This is a genomic window from Dolichospermum sp. UHCC 0315A (assembly GCF_008121535.1).
Classification (GTDB): Bacteria; Cyanobacteriota; Cyanobacteriia; order Cyanobacteriales; family Nostocaceae; genus Dolichospermum; species Dolichospermum lemmermannii.
Genome location: NZ_CP043056.1, coordinates 1,573,238 through 1,593,318 on the forward strand (window position 1 = coordinate 1,573,238; position 20,081 = coordinate 1,593,318).

Annotated in this window: 23 protein-coding genes; 10 read left to right on the forward strand and 13 right to left on the reverse strand. The window is 37.1% G+C overall.

Annotated features, from left to right (window positions below; genetic code table 11):
- Positions 1–166: 166 nt before the first annotated feature.
- Together BMF77_RS07370 and BMF77_RS07375 are read left to right on the forward strand one after the other, a co-directional pair.
- Positions 167–661, forward strand: coding sequence for a hypothetical protein (locus BMF77_RS07370; protein WP_148761783.1), 495 nt, complete (start codon positions 167–169; stop codon positions 659–661).
- A gap of 138 nt (positions 662–799) precedes the next feature.
- Positions 800–2,368: a metallophosphoesterase gene (locus BMF77_RS07375; RefSeq protein WP_148761785.1), complete on the forward strand. Its 1,569-nt coding sequence runs from the start codon at positions 800–802 to the stop codon at positions 2,366–2,368.
- Positions 2,369–2,441: 73 nt separating this feature from the next.
- On the opposite strand, the gene BMF77_RS07380 is transcribed toward BMF77_RS07375, so the two are convergent.
- The 6 genes from BMF77_RS07380 to BMF77_RS07405 form a co-directional block, all read right to left on the reverse strand.
- Positions 2,442–2,720, reverse strand: a complete 279-nt coding sequence (locus tag BMF77_RS07380; protein ID WP_148761787.1) for a hypothetical protein — start codon at positions 2,718–2,720, stop codon at positions 2,442–2,444.
- A gap of 8 nt (positions 2,721–2,728) precedes the next feature.
- Complete coding sequence (locus BMF77_RS07385; protein ID WP_148761789.1) at positions 2,729–3,175, reverse strand: VOC family protein; 447 nt, start codon at positions 3,173–3,175, stop codon at positions 2,729–2,731.
- Positions 3,176–3,228: 53 nt separating this feature from the next.
- Positions 3,229–3,822 carry a Uma2 family endonuclease gene (locus BMF77_RS07390; protein ID WP_148761791.1) on the reverse strand — a complete coding sequence of 198 codons (594 nt, stop codon included), beginning with the start codon at positions 3,820–3,822 and terminating at the stop codon, positions 3,229–3,231.
- Between the two features lie 312 nt (positions 3,823–4,134).
- Entirely contained in the window at positions 4,135–5,154 is a 1,020-nt protein-coding gene (locus BMF77_RS07395) for an aldo/keto reductase (RefSeq protein ID WP_148761793.1), read from the reverse strand.
- A 13-nt stretch (positions 5,155–5,167) separates the two neighbouring features.
- On the reverse strand, positions 5,168–5,509 hold the full coding sequence (gene petJ / locus BMF77_RS07400) for a cytochrome c6 PetJ (RefSeq protein WP_148761795.1): 342 nt from the start codon (positions 5,507–5,509) through the stop codon (positions 5,168–5,170).
- The gene (locus BMF77_RS07405; protein WP_148761797.1) at positions 5,506–5,730 is read right to left on the reverse strand and encodes a hypothetical protein; all 225 of its coding nucleotides are present in this window, start codon (positions 5,728–5,730) and stop codon (positions 5,506–5,508) included. Before BMF77_RS07405 ends, petJ begins: the two co-directional genes overlap by 4 nt.
- A 209-nt stretch (positions 5,731–5,939) precedes the next feature.
- On the opposite strand from BMF77_RS07405, the gene BMF77_RS07410 reads away from it, so the two are divergent.
- Complete coding sequence (locus BMF77_RS07410) at positions 5,940–6,716, forward strand: histidine kinase (RefSeq protein ID WP_148761799.1); 777 nt, start codon at positions 5,940–5,942, stop codon at positions 6,714–6,716.
- Positions 6,717–6,781: 65 nt separating this feature from the next.
- Here BMF77_RS07410 and BMF77_RS07415 read toward each other — a convergent pair whose 3' ends face one another.
- The 5 genes from BMF77_RS07415 to BMF77_RS07430 all read right to left on the reverse strand — a co-directional run bounded on the left by BMF77_RS07415 (position 6,782) and on the right by BMF77_RS07430 (position 11,102).
- Entirely contained in the window at positions 6,782–6,973 is a 192-nt protein-coding gene (locus BMF77_RS07415; RefSeq protein ID WP_015078806.1) for a YqaE/Pmp3 family membrane protein, read from the reverse strand.
- A gap of 31 nt (positions 6,974–7,004) precedes the next feature.
- Positions 7,005–7,373: a phage holin family protein gene (locus BMF77_RS07420; RefSeq protein WP_148761801.1), complete on the reverse strand. Its 369-nt coding sequence runs from the start codon at positions 7,371–7,373 to the stop codon at positions 7,005–7,007.
- 407 nt (positions 7,374–7,780) lie between these two features.
- Entirely contained in the window at positions 7,781–8,632 is an 852-nt protein-coding gene (locus BMF77_RS07425; RefSeq protein WP_148761803.1) for a hypothetical protein, read from the reverse strand.
- Positions 8,633–8,637: 5 nt separating this feature from the next.
- Positions 8,638–8,805, reverse strand: coding sequence for a hypothetical protein (locus tag BMF77_RS26585; protein WP_168204413.1), 168 nt, complete (start codon positions 8,803–8,805; stop codon positions 8,638–8,640).
- Positions 8,806–8,942: 137 nt separating this feature from the next.
- Positions 8,943–11,102 (reverse strand): Tex family protein, encoded by a 2,160-nt coding sequence (locus BMF77_RS07430; RefSeq protein WP_148761805.1) that lies wholly within the window; start codon positions 11,100–11,102, stop codon positions 8,943–8,945.
- A 221-nt stretch (positions 11,103–11,323) separates the two neighbouring features.
- Between BMF77_RS07430 and BMF77_RS07435 the strand changes: the two genes are divergently transcribed.
- The 5 genes from BMF77_RS07435 (at position 11,324) to BMF77_RS07455 (ending at position 16,573) form a co-directional block, all read left to right on the forward strand.
- Positions 11,324–11,536 carry a hypothetical protein gene (locus BMF77_RS07435; RefSeq protein ID WP_148761807.1) on the forward strand — a complete coding sequence of 71 codons (213 nt, stop codon included), beginning with the start codon at positions 11,324–11,326 and terminating at the stop codon, positions 11,534–11,536.
- A gap of 164 nt (positions 11,537–11,700) precedes the next feature.
- The gene (locus BMF77_RS07440; protein WP_148761809.1) at positions 11,701–12,957 is read left to right on the forward strand and encodes an AAA family ATPase; all 1,257 of its coding nucleotides are present in this window, start codon (positions 11,701–11,703) and stop codon (positions 12,955–12,957) included.
- Between the two features lie 8 nt (positions 12,958–12,965).
- Positions 12,966–13,490 (forward strand): hypothetical protein, encoded by a 525-nt coding sequence (locus BMF77_RS07445; RefSeq protein ID WP_148761811.1) that lies wholly within the window; start codon positions 12,966–12,968, stop codon positions 13,488–13,490.
- A 146-nt stretch (positions 13,491–13,636) separates the two neighbouring features.
- On the forward strand, positions 13,637–15,109 hold the full coding sequence (locus tag BMF77_RS07450; protein WP_148761813.1) for a TldD/PmbA family protein: 1,473 nt from the start codon (positions 13,637–13,639) through the stop codon (positions 15,107–15,109).
- 123 nt (positions 15,110–15,232) lie between these two features.
- The gene (locus BMF77_RS07455; RefSeq protein WP_148761815.1) at positions 15,233–16,573 is read left to right on the forward strand and encodes a TldD/PmbA family protein; all 1,341 of its coding nucleotides are present in this window, start codon (positions 15,233–15,235) and stop codon (positions 16,571–16,573) included.
- 252 nt (positions 16,574–16,825) lie between these two features.
- Here BMF77_RS07455 and BMF77_RS07460 read toward each other — a convergent pair whose 3' ends face one another.
- Both BMF77_RS07460 and BMF77_RS07465 read right to left on the reverse strand, forming a co-directional pair.
- Positions 16,826–17,515 carry a hypothetical protein gene (locus BMF77_RS07460; RefSeq protein ID WP_246863082.1) on the reverse strand — a complete coding sequence of 230 codons (690 nt, stop codon included), beginning with the start codon at positions 17,513–17,515 and terminating at the stop codon, positions 16,826–16,828.
- A gap of 193 nt (positions 17,516–17,708) precedes the next feature.
- Positions 17,709–18,356, reverse strand: a complete 648-nt coding sequence (locus BMF77_RS07465; RefSeq protein WP_148761820.1) for a sigma-70 family RNA polymerase sigma factor — start codon at positions 18,354–18,356, stop codon at positions 17,709–17,711.
- A gap of 884 nt (positions 18,357–19,240) precedes the next feature.
- Here BMF77_RS07465 and BMF77_RS07470 point away from each other — a divergent pair.
- Both BMF77_RS07470 and BMF77_RS07475 read left to right on the forward strand, forming a co-directional pair.
- Positions 19,241–19,423 carry a hypothetical protein gene (locus BMF77_RS07470; RefSeq protein WP_148761822.1) on the forward strand — a complete coding sequence of 61 codons (183 nt, stop codon included), beginning with the start codon at positions 19,241–19,243 and terminating at the stop codon, positions 19,421–19,423.
- A gap of 274 nt (positions 19,424–19,697) precedes the next feature.
- Positions 19,698–19,886 (forward strand): hypothetical protein, encoded by a 189-nt coding sequence (locus BMF77_RS07475; RefSeq protein ID WP_039201479.1) that lies wholly within the window; start codon positions 19,698–19,700, stop codon positions 19,884–19,886.
- Positions 19,887–20,081: the final 195 nt, after the last annotated feature.

The window sequence follows — 20,081 nt, forward strand, 5'->3', positions numbered from 1 at the left end:
AATTTCCCTCCCCAGCTTTACAGCTTAAATTTTCCCGCTAGTAGTAAATATCTCCAAATTTCTCTTTCTGAAATCAGGTATCTTGAGAAAAGATTTAAATTAAAAGTATAGTTTTTTCATCGAACCAAATTGTTAATTTTACTATCAGTATCCATATTTACTAGCTATGCCACCTAAGATAACTAATTCTACCTCATGGCAACAAGCTGAAATCTTGATGCAACCTGCTTTTATTCGCGTGATTGATAATCTTCGCAAGCAGTTGGATATATCTGACTGGAAAGGGACTTACCAGGATGTGTTGACTTGGCCTGCTAACACTACTGATGAAACTAAAGCCTTGGTAACTCAGTTGGTGCAAGAAATGGAAACCGCAACACCAATACAAGTAGAAGAAATTAGAAAAACTCTGGCTAGTTTGCCTATGCCCCACCCGGGATATCACTTGCTTTTACAACGTCACGGGGAACAAGTCAATATAGATTTATGGGATTTGTGTTATCAAGTATGTTTTCTGAATTATAGTCCAGAGAATACAGCGGTTGATATTGATACTAGCTTAATTGATGAATATGGCGATGTGGATTGGCAATATTTAGAAAATAAAACTCAGATATTGGTGGAACAGGTTTTCGCTAGTTTAGCAATATTAGGCGAATAGAATATTGCTCCGCAACGCCAAGGGCGAACACTGCTACACAAATAAAGTTCGCACAGGCGGACTAATTTAAACAATAATCCTGTTAATCCTTAAATCCTGGACATCCTGATTCTGACAAAATACTCATTAATATTTCCTATGAGATTGATTTCTGAACCACCAATTGCGGTCAAAATTCAAAAGATGAAACAACGGGTGCGGTGGCAGCATTCGAGTATTCTACAGCAGGGCATTGACCAAACCTGTATAGTGATAGATGATGGCAACTCAGACAGTCCAGAGTTTTCGTTTATGGTGATGGGTGATACTGGGACTAAATCCCATTCTGGACACCATCCCCAACGAGAAGTTGCCAAAATGATGTTAAATCATGGTGATGATTGCCGGTTTGTGCTGCACACTGGTGATGTGATTTATATGGTGGGTTCTCGTGAATATTACCCAGCCAATTTTATTGAACCTTATCGGGAATTTTTGGTGGGCGGTAATCAACCCCAAGATATCACTTATGATCAAATGGTATTTAAGTTGCCAATTTTACCAGTATTGGGGAATCATGATTACTATGATGTGCCTTTATTTTATCGGTTGTTAACTGGTCCAACTTTGCCTTTGCGACGAATGTTTCGTTATAAAGATATTGAAATTGGTTGGCATGGATCAAATCAAGGTGATGCTTATGCTAGAGCATTTTTAGATTATTTGGCGGAAGTTTCTCCAGCGGAGTTAGAACAGCATTTAAAACAGCATTATACCGCTAAAACTGATACGGGTCGGTGTTTGCGTTATCAACCGGGAAGTTTTACGCGTTTACCTAATCGCTATTATAATTTTTGTTACGGTGGGATTGACTTTTTTGCCTTAGATTCTAATACTTTCAATACTCCAGATCCTTTACCTCATAACCAAGCTGGGGATAATTTCCGTCGGGAATTAGAAACCCGTCGTCAGGAAATTGATCAAGAAGAACTACGGATGTTGACGGAGTTTGACAAGCTAAATCCCGAAAAACCTGATCAAGCGGAATTATTGGCGGAACTTGGTGCTAAATTAGACCAAATCAATGAAGTGAAAATTGATATTGAAAAGCAATTGGCATCTCACACCAATACTAATGTTGATTTTGAACAATTGGCGTGGTTAAGAGATAGATTAATTGCATCTTGGCATAATTCCGCAGTCAGGGGGCGGGTAATATTTTTACACCATCCACCTTATGTTACAGAAGGAAGTAAATGGAATCAAGGACAGACTTTAGCTGTCCGTCATCGTTTACGGGAGGTTTTCGATGAGGTGGCGAAAAGTTTAAGTAATCTCACTCAGGAACGCCCGGTAGTAGATATAGTATTTAGCGGACACGCCCATTGTTTAGAACATTTACGGACAGTTAATACAGGACACGCAGATTCTCATATTAATTATATTATTTCTGGTGGTAGTGGTCGCGGTCCTCGTCGTCAACGCCAAGAAGGGGGAGAATTAATGGAAACCTTTACCAGCAATAATGATCTTTCCATTCGCAAGGTTGCAGATTCGCTGTTGTATGTGGGACGGAGTGGTAGCGGTTTTGAGAGTAAAAAACCTTATTCTTGTGTGCGGGTGGATGTGTTGGAGGGTTTTCCGGCTAAGTTTATGATCACACCTTTAGTTACAGAGTTAGTTGAGGGTAAATGGTGCGAACGTCAATTAAAACCTTTAATAATTTAATCTTTGTATTTGTAGTGATATCCTATGTGAAAAACCGCAGATTAATTCAGTCCTGCGGTTATTAACGAAAACTCTAGGCTTGAGGAATCAAATTGGTGGTTTTATTCACATTATCCCAAACTATCCAGTTGATATTATTGGCTAAATCATCGGCTTGATTGGTAACTTTAAAATAGAATTTGTCACCGTTTTTAAACTGCACAGCAAAATCAGCATTTTGGGCAAAAACAACTATAAAACCCCTATCCCGTAAGCAATACATTGCCCAATTTTTTAAAGATTGTTTCTGGGGTTCGTGGGGAATTGGTGGATTAGCAATTACGTCTGCAATGACTTTTAAAATTTTTTCCATTTTTGGATTTAATCAGGATCACAACGAATTTCAATCATAAACCCATCGGGGTCATAAAAGTACACTCCTCTACCAGTGGGACGGGTAACGGGTCCATAAGCAATAACTAAATTATTTTCTGTAATTACTGCTAATGCTTGGTCAAATAATTCTGGATCAATATCAAAGGCTAAATGATATGCTCTGGTAAAGAACTTACTGGGATCTGGATTTGGTGGTAATAATTCTGGTTCTCCAAATAAGTCTATAATTGTGCCGTCGGGAGTGATGAAATTAGCTACTTTACCAGCATTGACAAGTTCTATTAATGTGGCAGGTACTTCATCCCCTGTGAGTTCGTGTAAGCCTAAAATATGACCATAAAAATGGCGAGAGGCTGCCATATTTTGGACGTTAAAAGCGATATGATGGACTTTGCGGAGGTAGCCGGTGGGAATGGTGTTTTGAGAAATCATATTTTTTATAACGAACCACTTCAGACACAGAGAACACAGAGATAAGAATAAGTCTATGGATTTAAAATTATCTGTAAATCGAGTATAAAGCCAGGTAAAATATCTTCACCAGAAAGTTTTGGTGGGTTGTCAAAATCAAAGTTTAAAACTTCTACATCTTTTCCGTAACGATAAATTTCTACCGAGGGTGTTTGTGGATCAATTAACCAACCTAAAAGCGCCCCATTATTTTGATATTCTCGCATTTTAGTGCGTAATTTTTCTAAACTATCCGTTTCTGATCGCAATTCAATCACAAAATCAGGACAAAGGGGGGGGAAACGTTTTTTTTCTTCTTTACTTAAAGCCTCCCAACGTGCTAGTTTTACCCAAGCTGCATCAGGACAGCGATAAGCACCACTGGGTAATTTAAACTCTGTAGAAGAATCAAATACTTTACCTAATTTAGTTTGACGATTCCATACACCCAGTTCTATATTAATATCTGAGTTCCTAATTCCGCTTTCTCCACCTGTGGGGGGCATAATAATTAATTCTCCGGTTTGGGTAAGTTCTAATTGCCAAGGTTCGTTGGCAATGCAAAGTTGATAAAACTGCTCATCTGTTAAATTTACTGCGGGAGGTATGTTTAAGGTGAGGGTTTCCATAGATTTTGCTTCAAGAGGCTAGTTTTATTATCAGATAAAATTCATGAAAATTCAGCAAAATTTAGGCTAGGCGATCGCTAAAATTGACCCCAATGATATAGTACAATACCGATCCAATACTGCTCGGTTAGGCCTCGAAACGAAACCCAACGAAATCCTTGGTAATGTTGGGTTTCGCTGTCGCTCAACCCAACCTACATTTCCTTAACTATTTCTTCCTTTGCGTCTTTGCTTCTTTGCGTCTTTGCGCGAAACTTCAATAAAAATCATTGTAAAAATGGTGGGTTAAGCTGTAATTAACCCACCCTAAAACTACCTCCTATATTCATCCCCACAATCACCAATTAACTGATACAAGTCCCGTGACTGTTGAGAAACTGCATCTATTTTCCCTATATCCTCAGCATCTAAATTAAAACCAAACACCTTAGCATTATCTGACAAATGTTCCACAATTCCTAATCTAGCACCGACAATTACACCCCCGACTGCTGGCTGATTTAAAATGTAATTTACAGCCACATTAGCAATACTAACTTGATGTTTATCAGCGATTTGTTTCAGAGTATATAGTAACTCTTGAAATAATCTCCAACCACCCCAATTAGCAATCATTTGTTTGTATTTTCTCAAGCTAGTGGTGTTGATTTCTGAGCTTTTTGGTTCTGGGTTACTCAAATATTTTTCTGATAATAAACCACCGCAAACACTACCATAGGCAAATATTTTGATATTATGATCTTGACAGAATTTAACCATATTTACTTGTGGTCTTCTGTCAACTAAGGAAAACTGGACTTGATTAGAAACAATCTTGATTCCTGCTTCGGTGATAATTTGCAAATGTTCCGTATCAAAATTAGTTAAAGCTAAATGTTTGATCTTACCCTCATCTTGCAATTCTGCCATATATTTGAGAGCATCTAAATAATTAGAATCTCCATATTCCCACCAATGGAACTGCATTAAATCTAATGATTTAACATCCATTCTTCTCAAAGAAATATCAATATTGTCCTCGACCAGTTTTTTTGTCATCTTCCCCGCACGAGGAACCCATTTTGTAAAAGCTTGAATATTATTTGCAGCTTCTTCTCCACGAGTTGCTATGAGTTGACGACGAAACTCACCAATAAAATCTTCTGCTGGTCCATAATGATCTGCTAAATCCCAGGTTGTAAAACCAGCATCTACATATTCAAACATGGACTCAATAGCAGTTGTGGGGTTAATGCGTCCATGTCCTCCCGAAACTTGCCACATTCCATTTAAAATCCGGCAAATTTTCAAGTCGGGAGTAAATTGTAAATAGCTTTCTTGAGGTAACATCATATTTTTTATCTTGTTATTTCCAGTCTTTTTCTGCTTGTTCCAAAACATAAGCTGCAACTTGTTGAATTTCCTCAGTCGTCAATCTTTCTTTATAAGCTGACATATTATTTTTACCATTAGTAACAATGGTTGTAATCGCTGCTAAAGAATCCATCCCATATTTTTTAAGGGCATTCTTTTTGAGGTTTTTACCCCGTCTAATAATGTTTTCTCCATGAATATGACAACCAGCACAGTGGAAACTAAAAATTTCCGCACCCGCACCATTTCCTGTATCTAAAGCATTAGCAGGTAAGGTAAAATTGATAGTCCACAGGCAAAATGTGCATAATATCAATATTATTACCTTTTTCATAAAGCTTCAAAATCAGAGATGAAGCCGACAAATTTTGTACATTCTTCTTGAAAAGATTCTGCTTCGCTAACATCTTCAATTTTATAAGACATGATGCGTTTTCCATCTGGCATTTTTTTAGAACCAATCAATTCAGCTTGGTAATTTCCTACCATTTTCTTAAATTCAACACCGTACACTTTCCAAGCTTCACCATCACAAGTGATATTTACCCGCCACATAATTAGAATCTGGTTATTGGTCAATATTGATTATTTCATAAATTGGCAACATTTAACTAAAAAAATCAAAAATTCAGGGATATTGTGATTAATGTACTTTAAACTACCTGGAGATAGATATGATTTTATATCTTTAGATGGTGTTAATAGTAAAAATATTTCGCCATACTGAATGTAAGTGTTGTATGAGATTTGCATTTAATATGACCATGAATAAAAACGTTAAAGAACAAATTCAATTAGATTTACGCCAAGCTCAAGAAACAGGACAATTAAAATCTGAACGGATTCGGGAAATTGTGAAATCTGCTGTTTCTCAAGTAGGTTCTGAATTTCAAGAAGGTTCTCATGAATTGCGTAATTTAGTTAATGATGCTGTTTCTACCGTCGTTGATAATTTGCAAGAAAAAGGTAGTGAATTTAAAGAAGGAGTTGTAGCTTCAATTGAAGGCGCTATGGAAGCTATAAGTCTGAAAAAACACTCAGATATTGTCAAAACCCAAACCGAAATTAAGCAGCTACAAGCTCAATTAGATCGGGAAGAAGAAGAACTACAAGCAGAAATTGAAGGAATTTTAACCAAGATAGTCGAAACGAGTCAAGATAAATCAGCAGATACAAAAATTGCCATTGATTCAGCCATTGATTCGATCAAAGATAGTGAAGAAATCGGATTATTAAAGAAACGCTATGCACAATTACAAGCACAATCAGCAATTGTCAGAGCAAATTTATCTGCACGTTATAGTGGAAGTGATCAAGAGGTACAGGATTATTTAAATGAAGCAAAACAATGGTGTGATAAATCCCATCCCAAAGCCGAATCTATCACAGCACAAGTAAAAGAAAGTTACTCAGTTCTAGAAAAAAAATTGACAGACGCAGGTGCAGTTATAGCAAAGAAAGAACGTCAATTAAAACAAACTTTACGCGAGTTACTTTTAGCAACGGCTGATTTATTCAAAGATAAAGATATTCGTGCTTAAAGACTAACTATACTTTAGATCCCCGACTTCTCTAAGAAGTCGGGGATCTTGTTATTGTTACATACTTAATAAGTACCTTCCTCTCTATTCATATTTTCTTCATGCTTGACAATTACCCAAACTGCATGAATGCTACCAGGAAGCCAACCAAGCAAAGTCAGCAAAATGTTAATTAACAAAGTTGGACCAAATCCAACTGTGAGAAAAACTCCCAAGGGGGGTAAAAATAACCCGATAAGTATCCGTAATAAGTTCATGGATATTTCCTAGTTTTTAAATTGGGTTTACCTATTGATTATCTTGTAATTCAAAACCTTTTTCTGCGAAGTATTTACTGAGAAAGGTATTAGCTAAAGAAAGAACTACAGGACCGAGAATAAAAGCGATTAATCCTTGAACTTGAAAACCTGGAACTAAAACTGATGCTAACCAAAAGCAAATTCCGTTAACAATGAGGGAAAAACCCCCCAATGTCAGATATGTCAAAGGTAAAGACAAGATATTAATAGTTGGTTTAACTCCACTATTAATTAAACCAATCACAACCGCAGCAATTAAAGCTGCGGGGAAATTAGCAATATCTACACCAGGAACAACTAAATCAACAATCAGCAAACTCAAAGCTGTAGCGAGTGCGATGAAAAAATATGACAGCATTTTTTACCTCAGTAACAGCAATATCTGTGCTGATTACTATTTTCAAAGATAGATTCATGTTTGACATCTTTTCTTGGGTATAATTCTTATCTATCTGAGGTTAGATTAAATAACAAATTTTCAGTAAGATCCCCGCCTTCTCTAAGAAATTATTGTATAACCAAAAAACTTGTATTGCATCCGAACGATAACCGCTATAATTATTTATATTCTCTGTAAATTTAATTGAGAATAGGCACTATTGTTAAAACTGAAATCTAGCCTTCTATTTGCTACACCATCTTACAAAATTCTTCTAGCTTTAATTTTACCTGATGGCGTATCTAAATGCCAAGCTGTATAAATAACTCTTCCTTCACTACTTGCTTGCAACAAATCCTTACCTAATTGATGACGATCTTCTAAACCTAGTTTATTTTTTCCATATATTTGGCTTGCTTTTCAACATAAGAAGATAAACTTTGAGATTTAGAAAGTTGAGAACTATCTGTTTTGCATTCAAACACCAAATAGGTTGCACTACTACGTTTTAACTGCTCCCAATTTTCTATATCCTTACGGCTGATAACCATAAGAACGGAGTCTACTGAATAAGGATCTCCACCACTAAAGAGACGACTAGCAATAGCATATTTAGTAGATGGATTTTTTGCTAAAAATTCTTTTGCTGTCTGATAGGCCAGTTCTTCCGTAGTAGTTTCTACTGGTAAACCTGTTTGTCCTTCTAAAAACCAACAACTATCTATAATTTCAGGTAAAAAAGCATGACAAAGACTTTCGCCAATTTTGCCTTTAGCAATCTTGATGCCTTGAGCAATACTGCGTGTCTTAAATATTTGAAACTTGTCTTGTGCTGACATTAATGTTTTCAGCAGTGTTCCAAAGTCTGGATCTAACTGTGTTTCATAAATAGAATTGACAGCAGGAAAATTAAACTTCGCTCCAGAAGATACGGGTACAGAATTTGAGTTTACACTGGAAGTATTGCTAGATATGTTAGTAATATTCCCAGTACGTGAGTGATAATGCTGTATAGTAGCATTTCCCCATTGACGATTAATGTCCATCAAACAATCACCTGTATGGCTTAATTGTCCTTCTAGTTCTTCACATAAATTTTGAAGTTGTCGAAAGAAATAAGATAACTCATCTTCTGGGCAATCTTGAATTTCATTACAGAGGCGATAAAAATATTCCGTTGTTTCTAAACAACGATTCAAATGCCTCCGAAATTGTTCAATATCATCTTTCAGGGTCATGTACTTTAACCCCACCGATTACTAATGTCGTCTAGTAATTCAGTTGTAGATTTAAGTTGTTTGTGGTTTTCTTCCAAGCCTTCCATAAGTTCAGCAAATTTTCTGCTCAGAAGTGCCGCCTCAGTTTGGGGGACTGTGCGGGAAGAATTACTAACTTCCTCTAGTTGTTCCACAAGGACAGGTGAAAATTTGGTGATTGGTGATAAAATCTCTGGTTTTCATCCTGTTCATCCTTTAATCCTGGATATACTGTTCGCGTAGTTTGGAGTTAGCCACTTCTGACAATTTACCTAATTAGCAACTTACGTTATTATTGTTTGATTCCTTTCATTGATAAGCTTATGCGTTTGAGTTTTTCGTTGATTTCTAAAACTTGTACTTTAACGACTTGTCCAACTTTGACGATTTTTTTGGGATCATCTACAAATTTATCAGCAAGTTGGGAAATATGCACTAAGCCATCTTGATGAACTCCAATATCAACGAAAGCACCGAAGTTAGCAACGTTGGTAATGATTCCTTCTAGTTGCATTCCGACGGTTAGATCTTTAATTTCTTTGATTCCTTCTTTAAAGGTAGCATATTTAAATTCCGCACGAGGATCTCTGCCTGGTTTTTCTAATTCGCTGAGAATGTCGCGCAGGGTTGGTTCTCCAATGGTTTCGGTAACGTATTTTTTGATGTTGGCTTTTTTGAGGTTTTCTGCAACTTGTGTCACTTGATTTAAGGATACTCCTAAATCAGCCGCGATAGATTGTACCAAAGAGTAACTTTCTGGATGAACTGCGGTATTATCTAAGGGGTTTTCACCACCACGAATTCTTAAAAACCCTGCTGCTTGTTCAAAGGCTTTTGGTCCTAATTTCGCTACTTTCAAAAGTTGACGACGATTTTTAAATGCGCCATTTTGGTTACGATAGGCAATAATATTATTAGCTATGGTGGGGGTAATTCCCGAAACAAATGTCAGCAGTTCTTTGGAAGCAGTATTTAAGTCTACACCCACATAATTAACGCAACTTTCGACGGTTTCATCTAATTTCTTTTTCAGTAATTTTTGATCAACGTCATGTTGATATTGTCCGACACCAATTGATTTAGGATCTATTTTAACTAGTTCTGCTAAAGGATCTTGTAATCTTCTCCCAATACTAATTGCACCCCGCACGGTAATATCTAAATCGGGAAATTCTTCTCTAGCTACGTCGCTGGCAGAATATATAGATGCACCAGATTCATTTACCATAACTTTAACTGGTTTATGGGCTATATTTGGTAATATTTCGGCCACAAATTCTTCTGTTTCCCGTGACGCTGTACCGTTACCAATAGCAATTAATTGAACTTGGTATTTTTCAATTAGTTTCTTAATAGTTTGGGCGGCTTTTTGGCGTTGTTCTGCTGCTTGGTGGGGAAAGACAGCTTGATATTCTAAAAATTGCCCAGTTTCATCTAATATAGCGACTTTACACCCGGTTCTAAAACCTGGATCTATAGCCATTGTTGGTTTCATTCCTGCTGGTGCGGATAATAGCAATTCTCGTAAATTGGTTTCAAAAGTTTTGATTGATTCTATGTCAGCAAAGGTTTTTTTCTCGTTTGTTACTTCGCTAATTAAGGAAGTTTTCATCAAGCGGTTAAAACTATCTTTTAACATGACTTGATAAAAATCTCGAATATTGCGAACTTGAGTTTTTATTTCTTGAGATTCTAAATAACCCAGCACAAAATCTTCATCATAAGCAACTTCAAAACTGAGAATTTTTTCATCTTCTCCTCGACATAAGGCCAACAGATTATGAGGGGCAATATTTTTGACTCTAATCTGATAATTTCGGTACATTTCAAATTTAGTTGTCCCTTGAGGATGTTCGTCTTTAATCCGAGAAATAAACACCCCATTTTCTAACAGATAATCGCGGATATATGCGCGTGATTCTGCTTTTTCTGCTACTTCTTCAGCTAAAATATCAGACGCACCTTTTAAAGCTTCATCTGCGCTTTTTACTCCCAAGGTTTCCGAAATATACTTTGCTGATTCTGCCTCTAAAGATGCGGAAATACCATTTTTAACATTTAGGGATTTAATAAATGTAGCCAGTGCTTCTAGCCCTTTTTCTCTGGCAATGGTAGCGCGTGTCCGACGTTTAGGACGATAGGGTAAATATAAATCTTCCAGTTCGGTTTTTTGGAGACAGGATGCTATTTTTGCTTGTAGTTCTGGAGTAAGTTTATCTTGTTGAGCGATCGCATTCACAATTACTTTCTTTCTTTCTTCTAACTCCGTTAAGTAATTATGCCTATCTTGTAAATCCCGTAATTGCACTTCATCCATTTCATCAGTGCGTTCTTTACGGTAACGCGCAATAAAGGGAATTGTTGCCCCTTCTGCTAAGAGTTCTAGCGCATTTTGTACTTGGTGGGGTTTAAGTTTTAGTTCAGTTGCGAGGAGTTGGGAAATGTTCAACATTGGATATTGAGATTAAAAGTGTTAAATTGATTCCAGCACGAATAGATAGTGTTAACTTAATTTAGCAAATAATGGCATCATTTTAAAATAGCTAATTTCATCACTTGAGAATAAATTTGTTGCCATTTTGTCTTACTTAAGTATAATGTTAATAACGTTCTTGAAGAAGGTTAAAATCTACTGGTATTAAACAGTAGCTCGTAGTTTGGAGATTAGTGAAAATGCCTTTATTTTTCTTAATAACATTAGTTACAGGTGTAATGACTGGCTATCTCTTCCAAAGAAATGATGATGAAATCACCAATATTGCAGGTGTGTTCACAGCCGTCATTTTTATTGTAAGTTTAGTGTTATCACCTTGGCAAATTCAGTTTGGTATGTTGATGTTTGTGGTCATTGTCAGTAACAAACTGTTGAAGAAAAATTGGTTTTAAGCCAATTCTTTAAGAAATTTTCGCAATTTCGAGCCATAATCTCATATAAGTCGGCGATTATCCACCCTCTGTCAAAGATAATAATTGAGAGGAATGAGGGTGTTGATAGTTGGATAAAAGATATTATAGTCTTAGTCTTAAAGATAAAATATATAGTTTGGACTATGCTGAAAAAACTCATCCTCGAAAATTGGAAAAGTTTCCGCTATGCTGAACTTCCACTTGATCCTTTAACTGTGCTTATTGGCACTAATGCAAGTGGTAAGTCTAATGTGGTCGAAGCTTTGGAATTTTTGCAAAGAATAGTCATAGGGGAAGATATTAAAGTAGCTTTAGCAGGAGATAAAACCCTTCCTTCTATTCGTGGTGGTGTAGAATGGGCAACAAGAAAAGGTGAAAATGAGTTTAAAATAAAAGCTTTGGTTTCAGGTGATGATGATCAAACTGATTATCTTTATAATCTCACCATCGAAACTCAACCATCTGTTAAGATTTCAGAGGAATATATAACTAAAAAAAATAATAATGAGCATTCAAGAATAGACTTGATTAGTAAAAAAAATAAACAAGAGCATGATATAAAATCAAAAGATAAAGAATTACCATTCATAATTAGGATGCGTATCAAACGAGGTGGAATTGGAGGAATAAATATAAGCATAAATCCCCACCAATCCTTATTGCATTTTACAAGTAGATTTGAAGTATCTAATGAAGGTGAAAATAACCTTAATTTATTAACTTCTGTGTTGGAAAATATTTTTGTTTTTAACCCTATCCCTAGTAAAATGAGAGACTATTCAGATTTGTCTGAATATATTGCAAGTGATGGCTCAAATATTGCCGGAGTTTTAGCAGCATTATCAGATGACAAAAAAGCAGAAGTTGAAAATACTCTATCTGATTATATCAAAGATTTACCAGAAGGTGATATTAAAAAAGTATGGGCGGAAAAAGTTGGTAGATTTGGTACAGATGCTATGCTTTATTGTCAAGAAGAATGGAAACCAGGAGAAATAACAGAAATTGATGCTAGAAGTATGTCAGATGGAACATTACGCTTTCTAGCCATTCTCACAGCATTATTAACTCGTCCTGAAGGTAGTCAAATTGTCATAGAAGAAATAGATAATGGGTTACATCCTTCCCGTGCAGCCTTACTGGTGAAAATCTTAAAAGAAATTGGCACTAAACGCAATATTGATATTTTACTCACAACCCATAACCCAGCTTTACTTGATGCTTTTGGTTCGGAAATAGTTCCCTTTGTAGTTGTCGCACATCGAGATTCAGAAACAGGAGAAAGTAAACTTACTCTTTTAGAAGATATTGACAACTTCCCCAAATTGTTTGCATCTTATTCCTTGGGACAAATGACAACTAAAGGTGCAATTGAACGCAGCCTTTCTCATGGGGAGTAATTGAAAATATGAGAAAAGTTTTATTAATAGATACATCTTTATTGTGCGTTTGGTTAAAAGTTCCAGGGAAAGAAACTGCTGGTAATAATAAATGGGATTTTGAACTTGTTAATGAGAAAATTCTCACAGAAATTGCAAAAGGAACAACCTTGGTACTTCCATTAGCCACAGTTATAGAAACAGGTAATCATATTGCCCAAGCTAAAACTACAAATTCAGATAGTAAAAGAATAACATCAGAAGAATTTGCCAAAATTATGATTTATGCGGCCGACGAAAAAAGTCCTTGGGCTGCTTTTCGTGAACAAATTGTATTATGGGAAGCAGAAGGATTAAAAAATTTAGCCGAAAAATTTCCTAATCAAGCTGTAGAAAAAACTTCTATGGGAGATGCGAGTATTGTAGTCTTGGGTTGGTATTACTATCACGAAAAAGGTTTTCATGTAGAATTTTTGACAGACGATAATGGTTTAAAATCTCAAGAACCACCACAGCCTCACCCACCGACACGCCGCAGTAGTCGCGGAAAATAATGAGAGTATTAACTAAATTTATCTGCAAATGGCGGAAAACCCTACAGCCTAACTGCCAACAACGACTTTCATAGATTTGTTAGACTGAACACACCAGGATTTTTTTCAGTCACATCTGTAGATAACGCCAGCAGACGAGGCACTTCATGCTTACAAACACCCTACTTCTCTCAAATCAACTTCCCAGTTTACAATATTCATCCACCACAGAACGCTTCGATGACACTTGGGAAGCCCCCCTGGCAACCCTTTTGGGACTAGGACGCGCTGCCGGTGCTGATTTTGTGGAATACTTCTTAGAACGTCGCAACTACATCAGTTGTTTAGCCGAAGAAGATACCATTACCAGCATTTCCCCCAGTTTAGCTACCGGTGCAGGAGTGCGAGTATTTCGTGGCAAAGCTGACTGCTACGTTAGCACCAATAACCTCACATTTGCCGGTTTAAAAGCTGCTTTAGAAAAAGCTCTTTCCATCTTAGGCTTACAACTACCCGGACCGAGTGCCTTCATTCCCGAAATCAACCTAGAACTACTCAGAGACTACGCCAGCAAACGCGGTAAAGATGGTTGGCTACCCTTATGTAGTTCTATCAGCGAAATGGGAGAAGTCCTCCTTGATGGTACAGCCCAACTTAATAAAAAAGCTACCCACGTCCAATCCCGCCGCGCTTCCTACTTCCGTGATTGGCAAGAAGTATTAGTTGCTGCCAGTGACGGTACATTTGCTCGTGATATCCGCCTCACCCAGTCCGTTGGTTTTAATCTCCTTTGTGCTGACGGTGCTAACCGTTCCTCCATTGCTGACAGGGCTGGTAACACCAGTGACGCTAACTTCCTGAGAACCTGGGATTATCAACAAGCCTCCGAACAAATCGCCGAATCTGCTGGTAAAATGCTTTACGCAGATTACGTAGAATCAGGAACTTACCCCATTATCATGGCCAATCACTTTGGCGGTGTAATTTTCCATGAAGCTTGTGGACACCTTTTAGAAACCACCCAAATTGAACGCAAAACCACACCATTTGCCGACAAAAAAGGTGAAAAAATTGCCCACGAAAGCTTAACAGCTTGGGACGAAGGCCGCGCCGATAATGCCTTCGGGACAATTGATATGGACGACGAAGGAATGCCCGCCCAAAGAACATTATTAATTGAAAAAGGCATCCTCAAAAACTTCCTCGCTGATAGAACCGGTTCAGTGCGGACTGGACACCCCAGAACAGGCAGTGGCCGCCGGCAAAATTACACTTTTGCTGCCGCTAGTCGGATGCGAAATACCTATATTGATTGTGGAGAACACACAACAGAAGACCTATTTGCCTCCGTTGATAAAGGTATTTACTGTAAGAAAATGGGTGGCGGAAGTGTGGGCGCAACAGGTCAATTTAACTTTAGCGTTGATGAAGCTTACTTAATAGAAAATGGCAAAATTACCAAACCATTAAAAGGTGCTACCCTCATCGGAGAAGCCAAGGAAATCATGAATAAAATTTCCCTATGTTCCCAAGATTTAGAACTAGCTCCCGGCTTTTGTGGCTCAGTCAGCGGCAGCATTTATACCACAGTTGGACAACCCCACATTAAGGTTGACTCTATTACCGTTGGTGGCAGATAAAAATCATCAGATGAAAAACAGATAAACCATCCAGATTATCTGTTCTCATCATTAATTCTTTTCTTCCTTTGCGCCTTTGCTCCTTTGTACCTTTGCGCGAAACTTTCATCTTAAAATGTAATCATGTCTAACATTCAAGAAATCGCAACCTCCGCCCAAGAAAATGCCGCCAAACTTGGCATTAAAAAATTCGATATTTACGGTTCAACTGTAGATGATACTAGCGTTCAAGTTGACCAAGGTGAACCCAAACAAGTCAAAGCTTCCAATCGTTCTGGAGTAACAGTTCGAGTTTGGAATGAAGAAAATACAATGGGTGTTACCAGCACCACAGATGTAGATCCTCAAGGATTAGAATTGGCTTTAAAAACTGCTTACGAAGCGAGCTTTTTTGGAGTTAAAGAAAACGTTCCTGATTTTAGTCCAGAAGCAACTATTCCTATTCCTAATACACATCAAAAGAAAGCCCTACAAGCACCTGTTTCTGAACTCATAGAAAAACTATTAGTAGCAGAAAAAGAATTAATGGCAAAACATCCTGCGATTACAAGTGTGCCTTATAATGGTTTAGCACAAAGAGATATTGACAGATTTTATCTCAATAGTGATGGTGCTGTGAGAACTGAATCTCATTCTTTAGCTTCTATTTATTTGTACAGCAAAACTGAAGAGGAAAATAAAAAACCCCGCAGTGCTGGTGCTTATCGAGTTAAGGAAAGTGTAGCCGATTTAGATATTGCTGGTTGTATTCAGGAAACTGCTGATAAAACTATCAGTCATTTGCATTATGAAAAAATCAAAACTGGTAAATATCAAGTAGTTTTCTCTCCTGAAGCTTTTTTAAGTTTGTTGGGGGCTTTTTCCAATTTATTTAACGCCCAAAGTATTCTGGATAATCAAAGTTTATCAAAAACTGATGATATCGGGAAAGAACTGGCTTCACCTTTACTTTCAGTTTATGATGATGCTTTACACCCCGCTAATATTGGGGCTGAAAGTTTTGATGGTGAAGGTACTCCCACCCGGCAAATTAAGTTAATAGAAAAGGGCATTTTAACTAGCTTTTTGCATAGCGCGGGAACTGCAAAACGGTTAAATGCTCAACCTACAGGTAATGCTAGTATTGGCGCAAAAGTGAGTGTCAGTCCCAATTTTTATCACGTTTTTGCAGCAGGAACTCCAGAGAAAGAATTGAGTTTGGAAACTGCGGAAAATGTGATTTTAATTGATGATTTACAAGCTCTTCATGCGGGTGTTAAGGCTTTACAAGGTTCTTTTTCTTTACCTTTTGATGGTTGGTTAATTAATAAGGGTGAAAAAACCAGTATTGAGTCGGCAACTGTAGCTGGTGATTTCTTAGAACTTTTGAAATCAATTGTTTATGTAGAAAAAGAAGTTGAGTTAACACCAGCAGGAGTTGCACCGAGAGTTTGGGTGAGTGAACTTTCTATTACTGGAGATTAATATCTTTTTTTACTCTGTGCGTCTGTGGTTTAAGGTTAATTTATCGAACCACAGAGGCACAGAGGACACGGAGGAATGAGATTAAGGAGAAATTTTTTCACCGTTGCTTAATTTAGCGGCAGTTTTAGGGGAACTGTTCGTTAATCAAGTTAATAATTCGCTTAATTCCTTGTGTAATTAGAAAGTGAATCTATTGAAAATATTGAAATTTCTCAAAAACTTTGACAAAAGCTTTGGTATCATGGCCTCAAATTAATCAATTTGAGGCTTTTTATTGACATCGAACTTAGTCCAGGTTCTATCAATTTGCAGGTCTTGTTCTAGTTGCAATGCTTCATTTAATACTGCATTGGTGAAGTTTATACTTTTCAAGTAAGTTTGGCAAGCTGCTACTGGTATTGTCAAGACATCACTCCAGGCTTGTTCTGCTTTGTGAAAATCTTGAATCTTTAAGCTATTTGCAAAAGATAAGCTACTATTTATTAAACCTAATTCCTGGATTTCTGATATTACTGATGGTTCTTCACCTAACCCATAATGATAGTCTCTAACGGTCAGGAGACAGTCATAAATCTGGCGCGATAGTCTGTTACCAACTAGCTGTAGCAAGTTACAAGCTAACGCTGGGATAATGTGCCATGTTTCAGCTAATAAATCTCGTTCTAGTCCAGATATTTTCGCAGGAATTAGCAAATCTACATCACTGAGAAAATCTGTTTCTCCTGATAGCAACATGACAGAAAAAATTAGCCACTCCTCATTTGTATCTAGAATTGCTTCAGGTTCTTTGACAATCATTACATAGCGCGGTGGTGAGTTGCCTGCCAAAAAACTTTGTGCTGAGGAAGAGTAAAAAGTCTCTTGTTCTTGACTTGAGAATTTTAGAGGACTTCTTACTAAGCGACTCACTTCCCAAATTTCTCCAGGTTGTGGGATTGGCATATTAGACGCTTGCCTGTTTAAAAATGTGGGTTTACTCAAGTTTACACGCATATATTTAGTTTCCCGACAAAAATTAACAATGAGCCGGGATTCTGGGTGTAGTCGCATCCAATCCCATATATTATGTAACGTTCGGACGCTTCTAAATATCAGGATTTACTCTCATTTCAATCAATTTGAGTATTTTATTCACTTACCACTGCTTTGTTGAACGATTGTATTCTCTCTTTTGCTGGCGATTTTCTTGCAGTTTGCCCTTGAAATCTTCAACTTTAATTAGTCCTAAAGAATCAGCAATCCGTCCTAAAAGTTCCTGCCATCGTTTGGATATTTCACTCTGACTAACTCTCAATTCTCCAGCTAGTTGAGTCTGTGTTTTTCCATCAATTTTACCTTGCCATAATTTCAGATAGTTTTGGCGTGGATATTGTTGATCTAGTTGATAAATTTTCTCTATCGCTTTAAGAATTAAATCTGCCCTTTCTGTTGCTTCCAAAATATTAAATTCATCAGTAATTGTATCTAACAGGGCTATATCTGTTCCAGGGATATTGCAATCTAAACTTTGGCATTTTCGCAGATTTTCTTGACGGACAAAATCAATAATCGCACAGCGGGCTACTGTAGCAGCCCAGCGATAAAATTCTTCTAATCCTCCTTCTCTAAACTTTCCAGATTGCAGACCCTGAAATATTTTCAAATGGGCATTTTGAACCGCATCTTCCCAAGATATGCCTGTACCCCTAGTGTATTTGTTAGCAATTTTTTTTAATCTCTGGCGATAGTTTGAGTCAAGCCAAGTCTCTGAAGAATAAGACCATGATTCCTGCGCTGATAACATACAATATGTCCTTGATAAATAGGCTATTAACTAGGCAACAAATAGTCTTTCCAATGTGCAAATTGCTGAATAACAGGATTATTTTTGTGAAAATTGGAGCGTAAATTCAACTTGCTTGAATAACGCTTTCACCAACAAATATATAAATTCAGCATTTATACTTTTTTCTCACATAAGGAAATGTAGAGAATGTTGATTAATACCATATAAATTTATGGGCTTGAAACCAAATCTTTTTTCTCTATATTTTCTTACTTACATTCCATGTCTCACACTAACTGCATAGACGGTTCACAGCTTGGTAATCATAAAATATTCGATGATTGCAATTACCCGGATTTGATATCACCGCATATTTTTATTTCGATTCTTCCTATTTAAGTCTCAATGCCAATCTATCCAACATCGTCTAAACAGTAGAGATAGAATTTAGCTTTTTTTATTACTCTAGATAGAGGAAAAATATAAAATTTATAATTATGCAACAGAAAAAAATATAGCAGTTCTTGATTGATAAAAACCTAAATACCATTAGTTGCGCTTGCTCAATACCTATTCAGCAAGGCTTCCAAATTTTCTTGCCAACTTCGGAATATTTTGTTTTGGGTGTTCGTTATAGAAAGTAAGGACAGTTCACCATCAAGTTCACAAAGAGGCAAGGAAGTTTGACCATTAGTGAATATTTTACTTTGGCTCTAAACTACACCGGCTAGTGAAGCTATCCTCGTGGAAATTGTTTCCTAGTTCTCAAATTCTTGAGCGTCTTTTTAACTGTGAAATTTAACTTTTTTCGTGAACTGTGCGAGCAATGTGTGTACCTTTCTGCTTGAGAAAAGTGCCACTTCAATCTTTATCTTCATTCTGTTAATTAAGGAAAAAACGTCATGCAAGTTATCGAAAACCAGGAATTATTTAGCGAATTGTCTAATGAAGAATCTGCTGAGATGAATGGTGGTGCTGGTGCTATTCAAGGAGCTAATGCGGTCGCCGTGTTCTTGACAGCGAGAGGTGGTCTACCGCTAACCCCTGCTCAAGGTGTTCTAGCATCAATAACAACATTGGCATAATTTCTCTATAAGCTTCCGTTCATTTATTCCATCAAATGAGGTGAATAATGCGCCCCATGTTCCCAGACATTCAACCGGATACTCTCTACTTTAAATTGAGATGGGCGCATTTCTTAGACTTAGTAAAACCATAGACAATTTCCTCCTTAACTGTTCACTTCCCTACCCCTCAATTAATTTTTTCATAAGTTTTTCGGAAACTTTTCAGAGAGTAGGGGAGTGAATAATTACTTGGTTTTCTGATTAGATGTGCCTAATTAAGAAGAACACAATTATGTCAAAAATTAATAATCTCGAACATAAGGAACTGTTTACTGAACTCTCTTTGGAAGAATCCGCTACTGTTAGTGGTGGTGATGCTGCTGCTGCTGCTACCGCCCTCGCTGGATTCTTAGCTGCCAACGGTTCAGCACGTCTAACTCCTGCTCAAGCAGTGATGGTTATAGCAACAGCATTAGTATAATTTCTCTCTATTTAGGAATATTTAACTCTTGCAAAATAGCTATTTTGACTCACTTAAATATAAAGCCTCACTTACTATAAACTTCTCTGGCTGAACAAATTTTGCTTTGCTTATTTGTTTGTCAGGGAACTTTTATATCAAGCCTGATATCTTCACTCATTCCCTCATTGCCTTTCTAATTGTCCTTCTAGTATT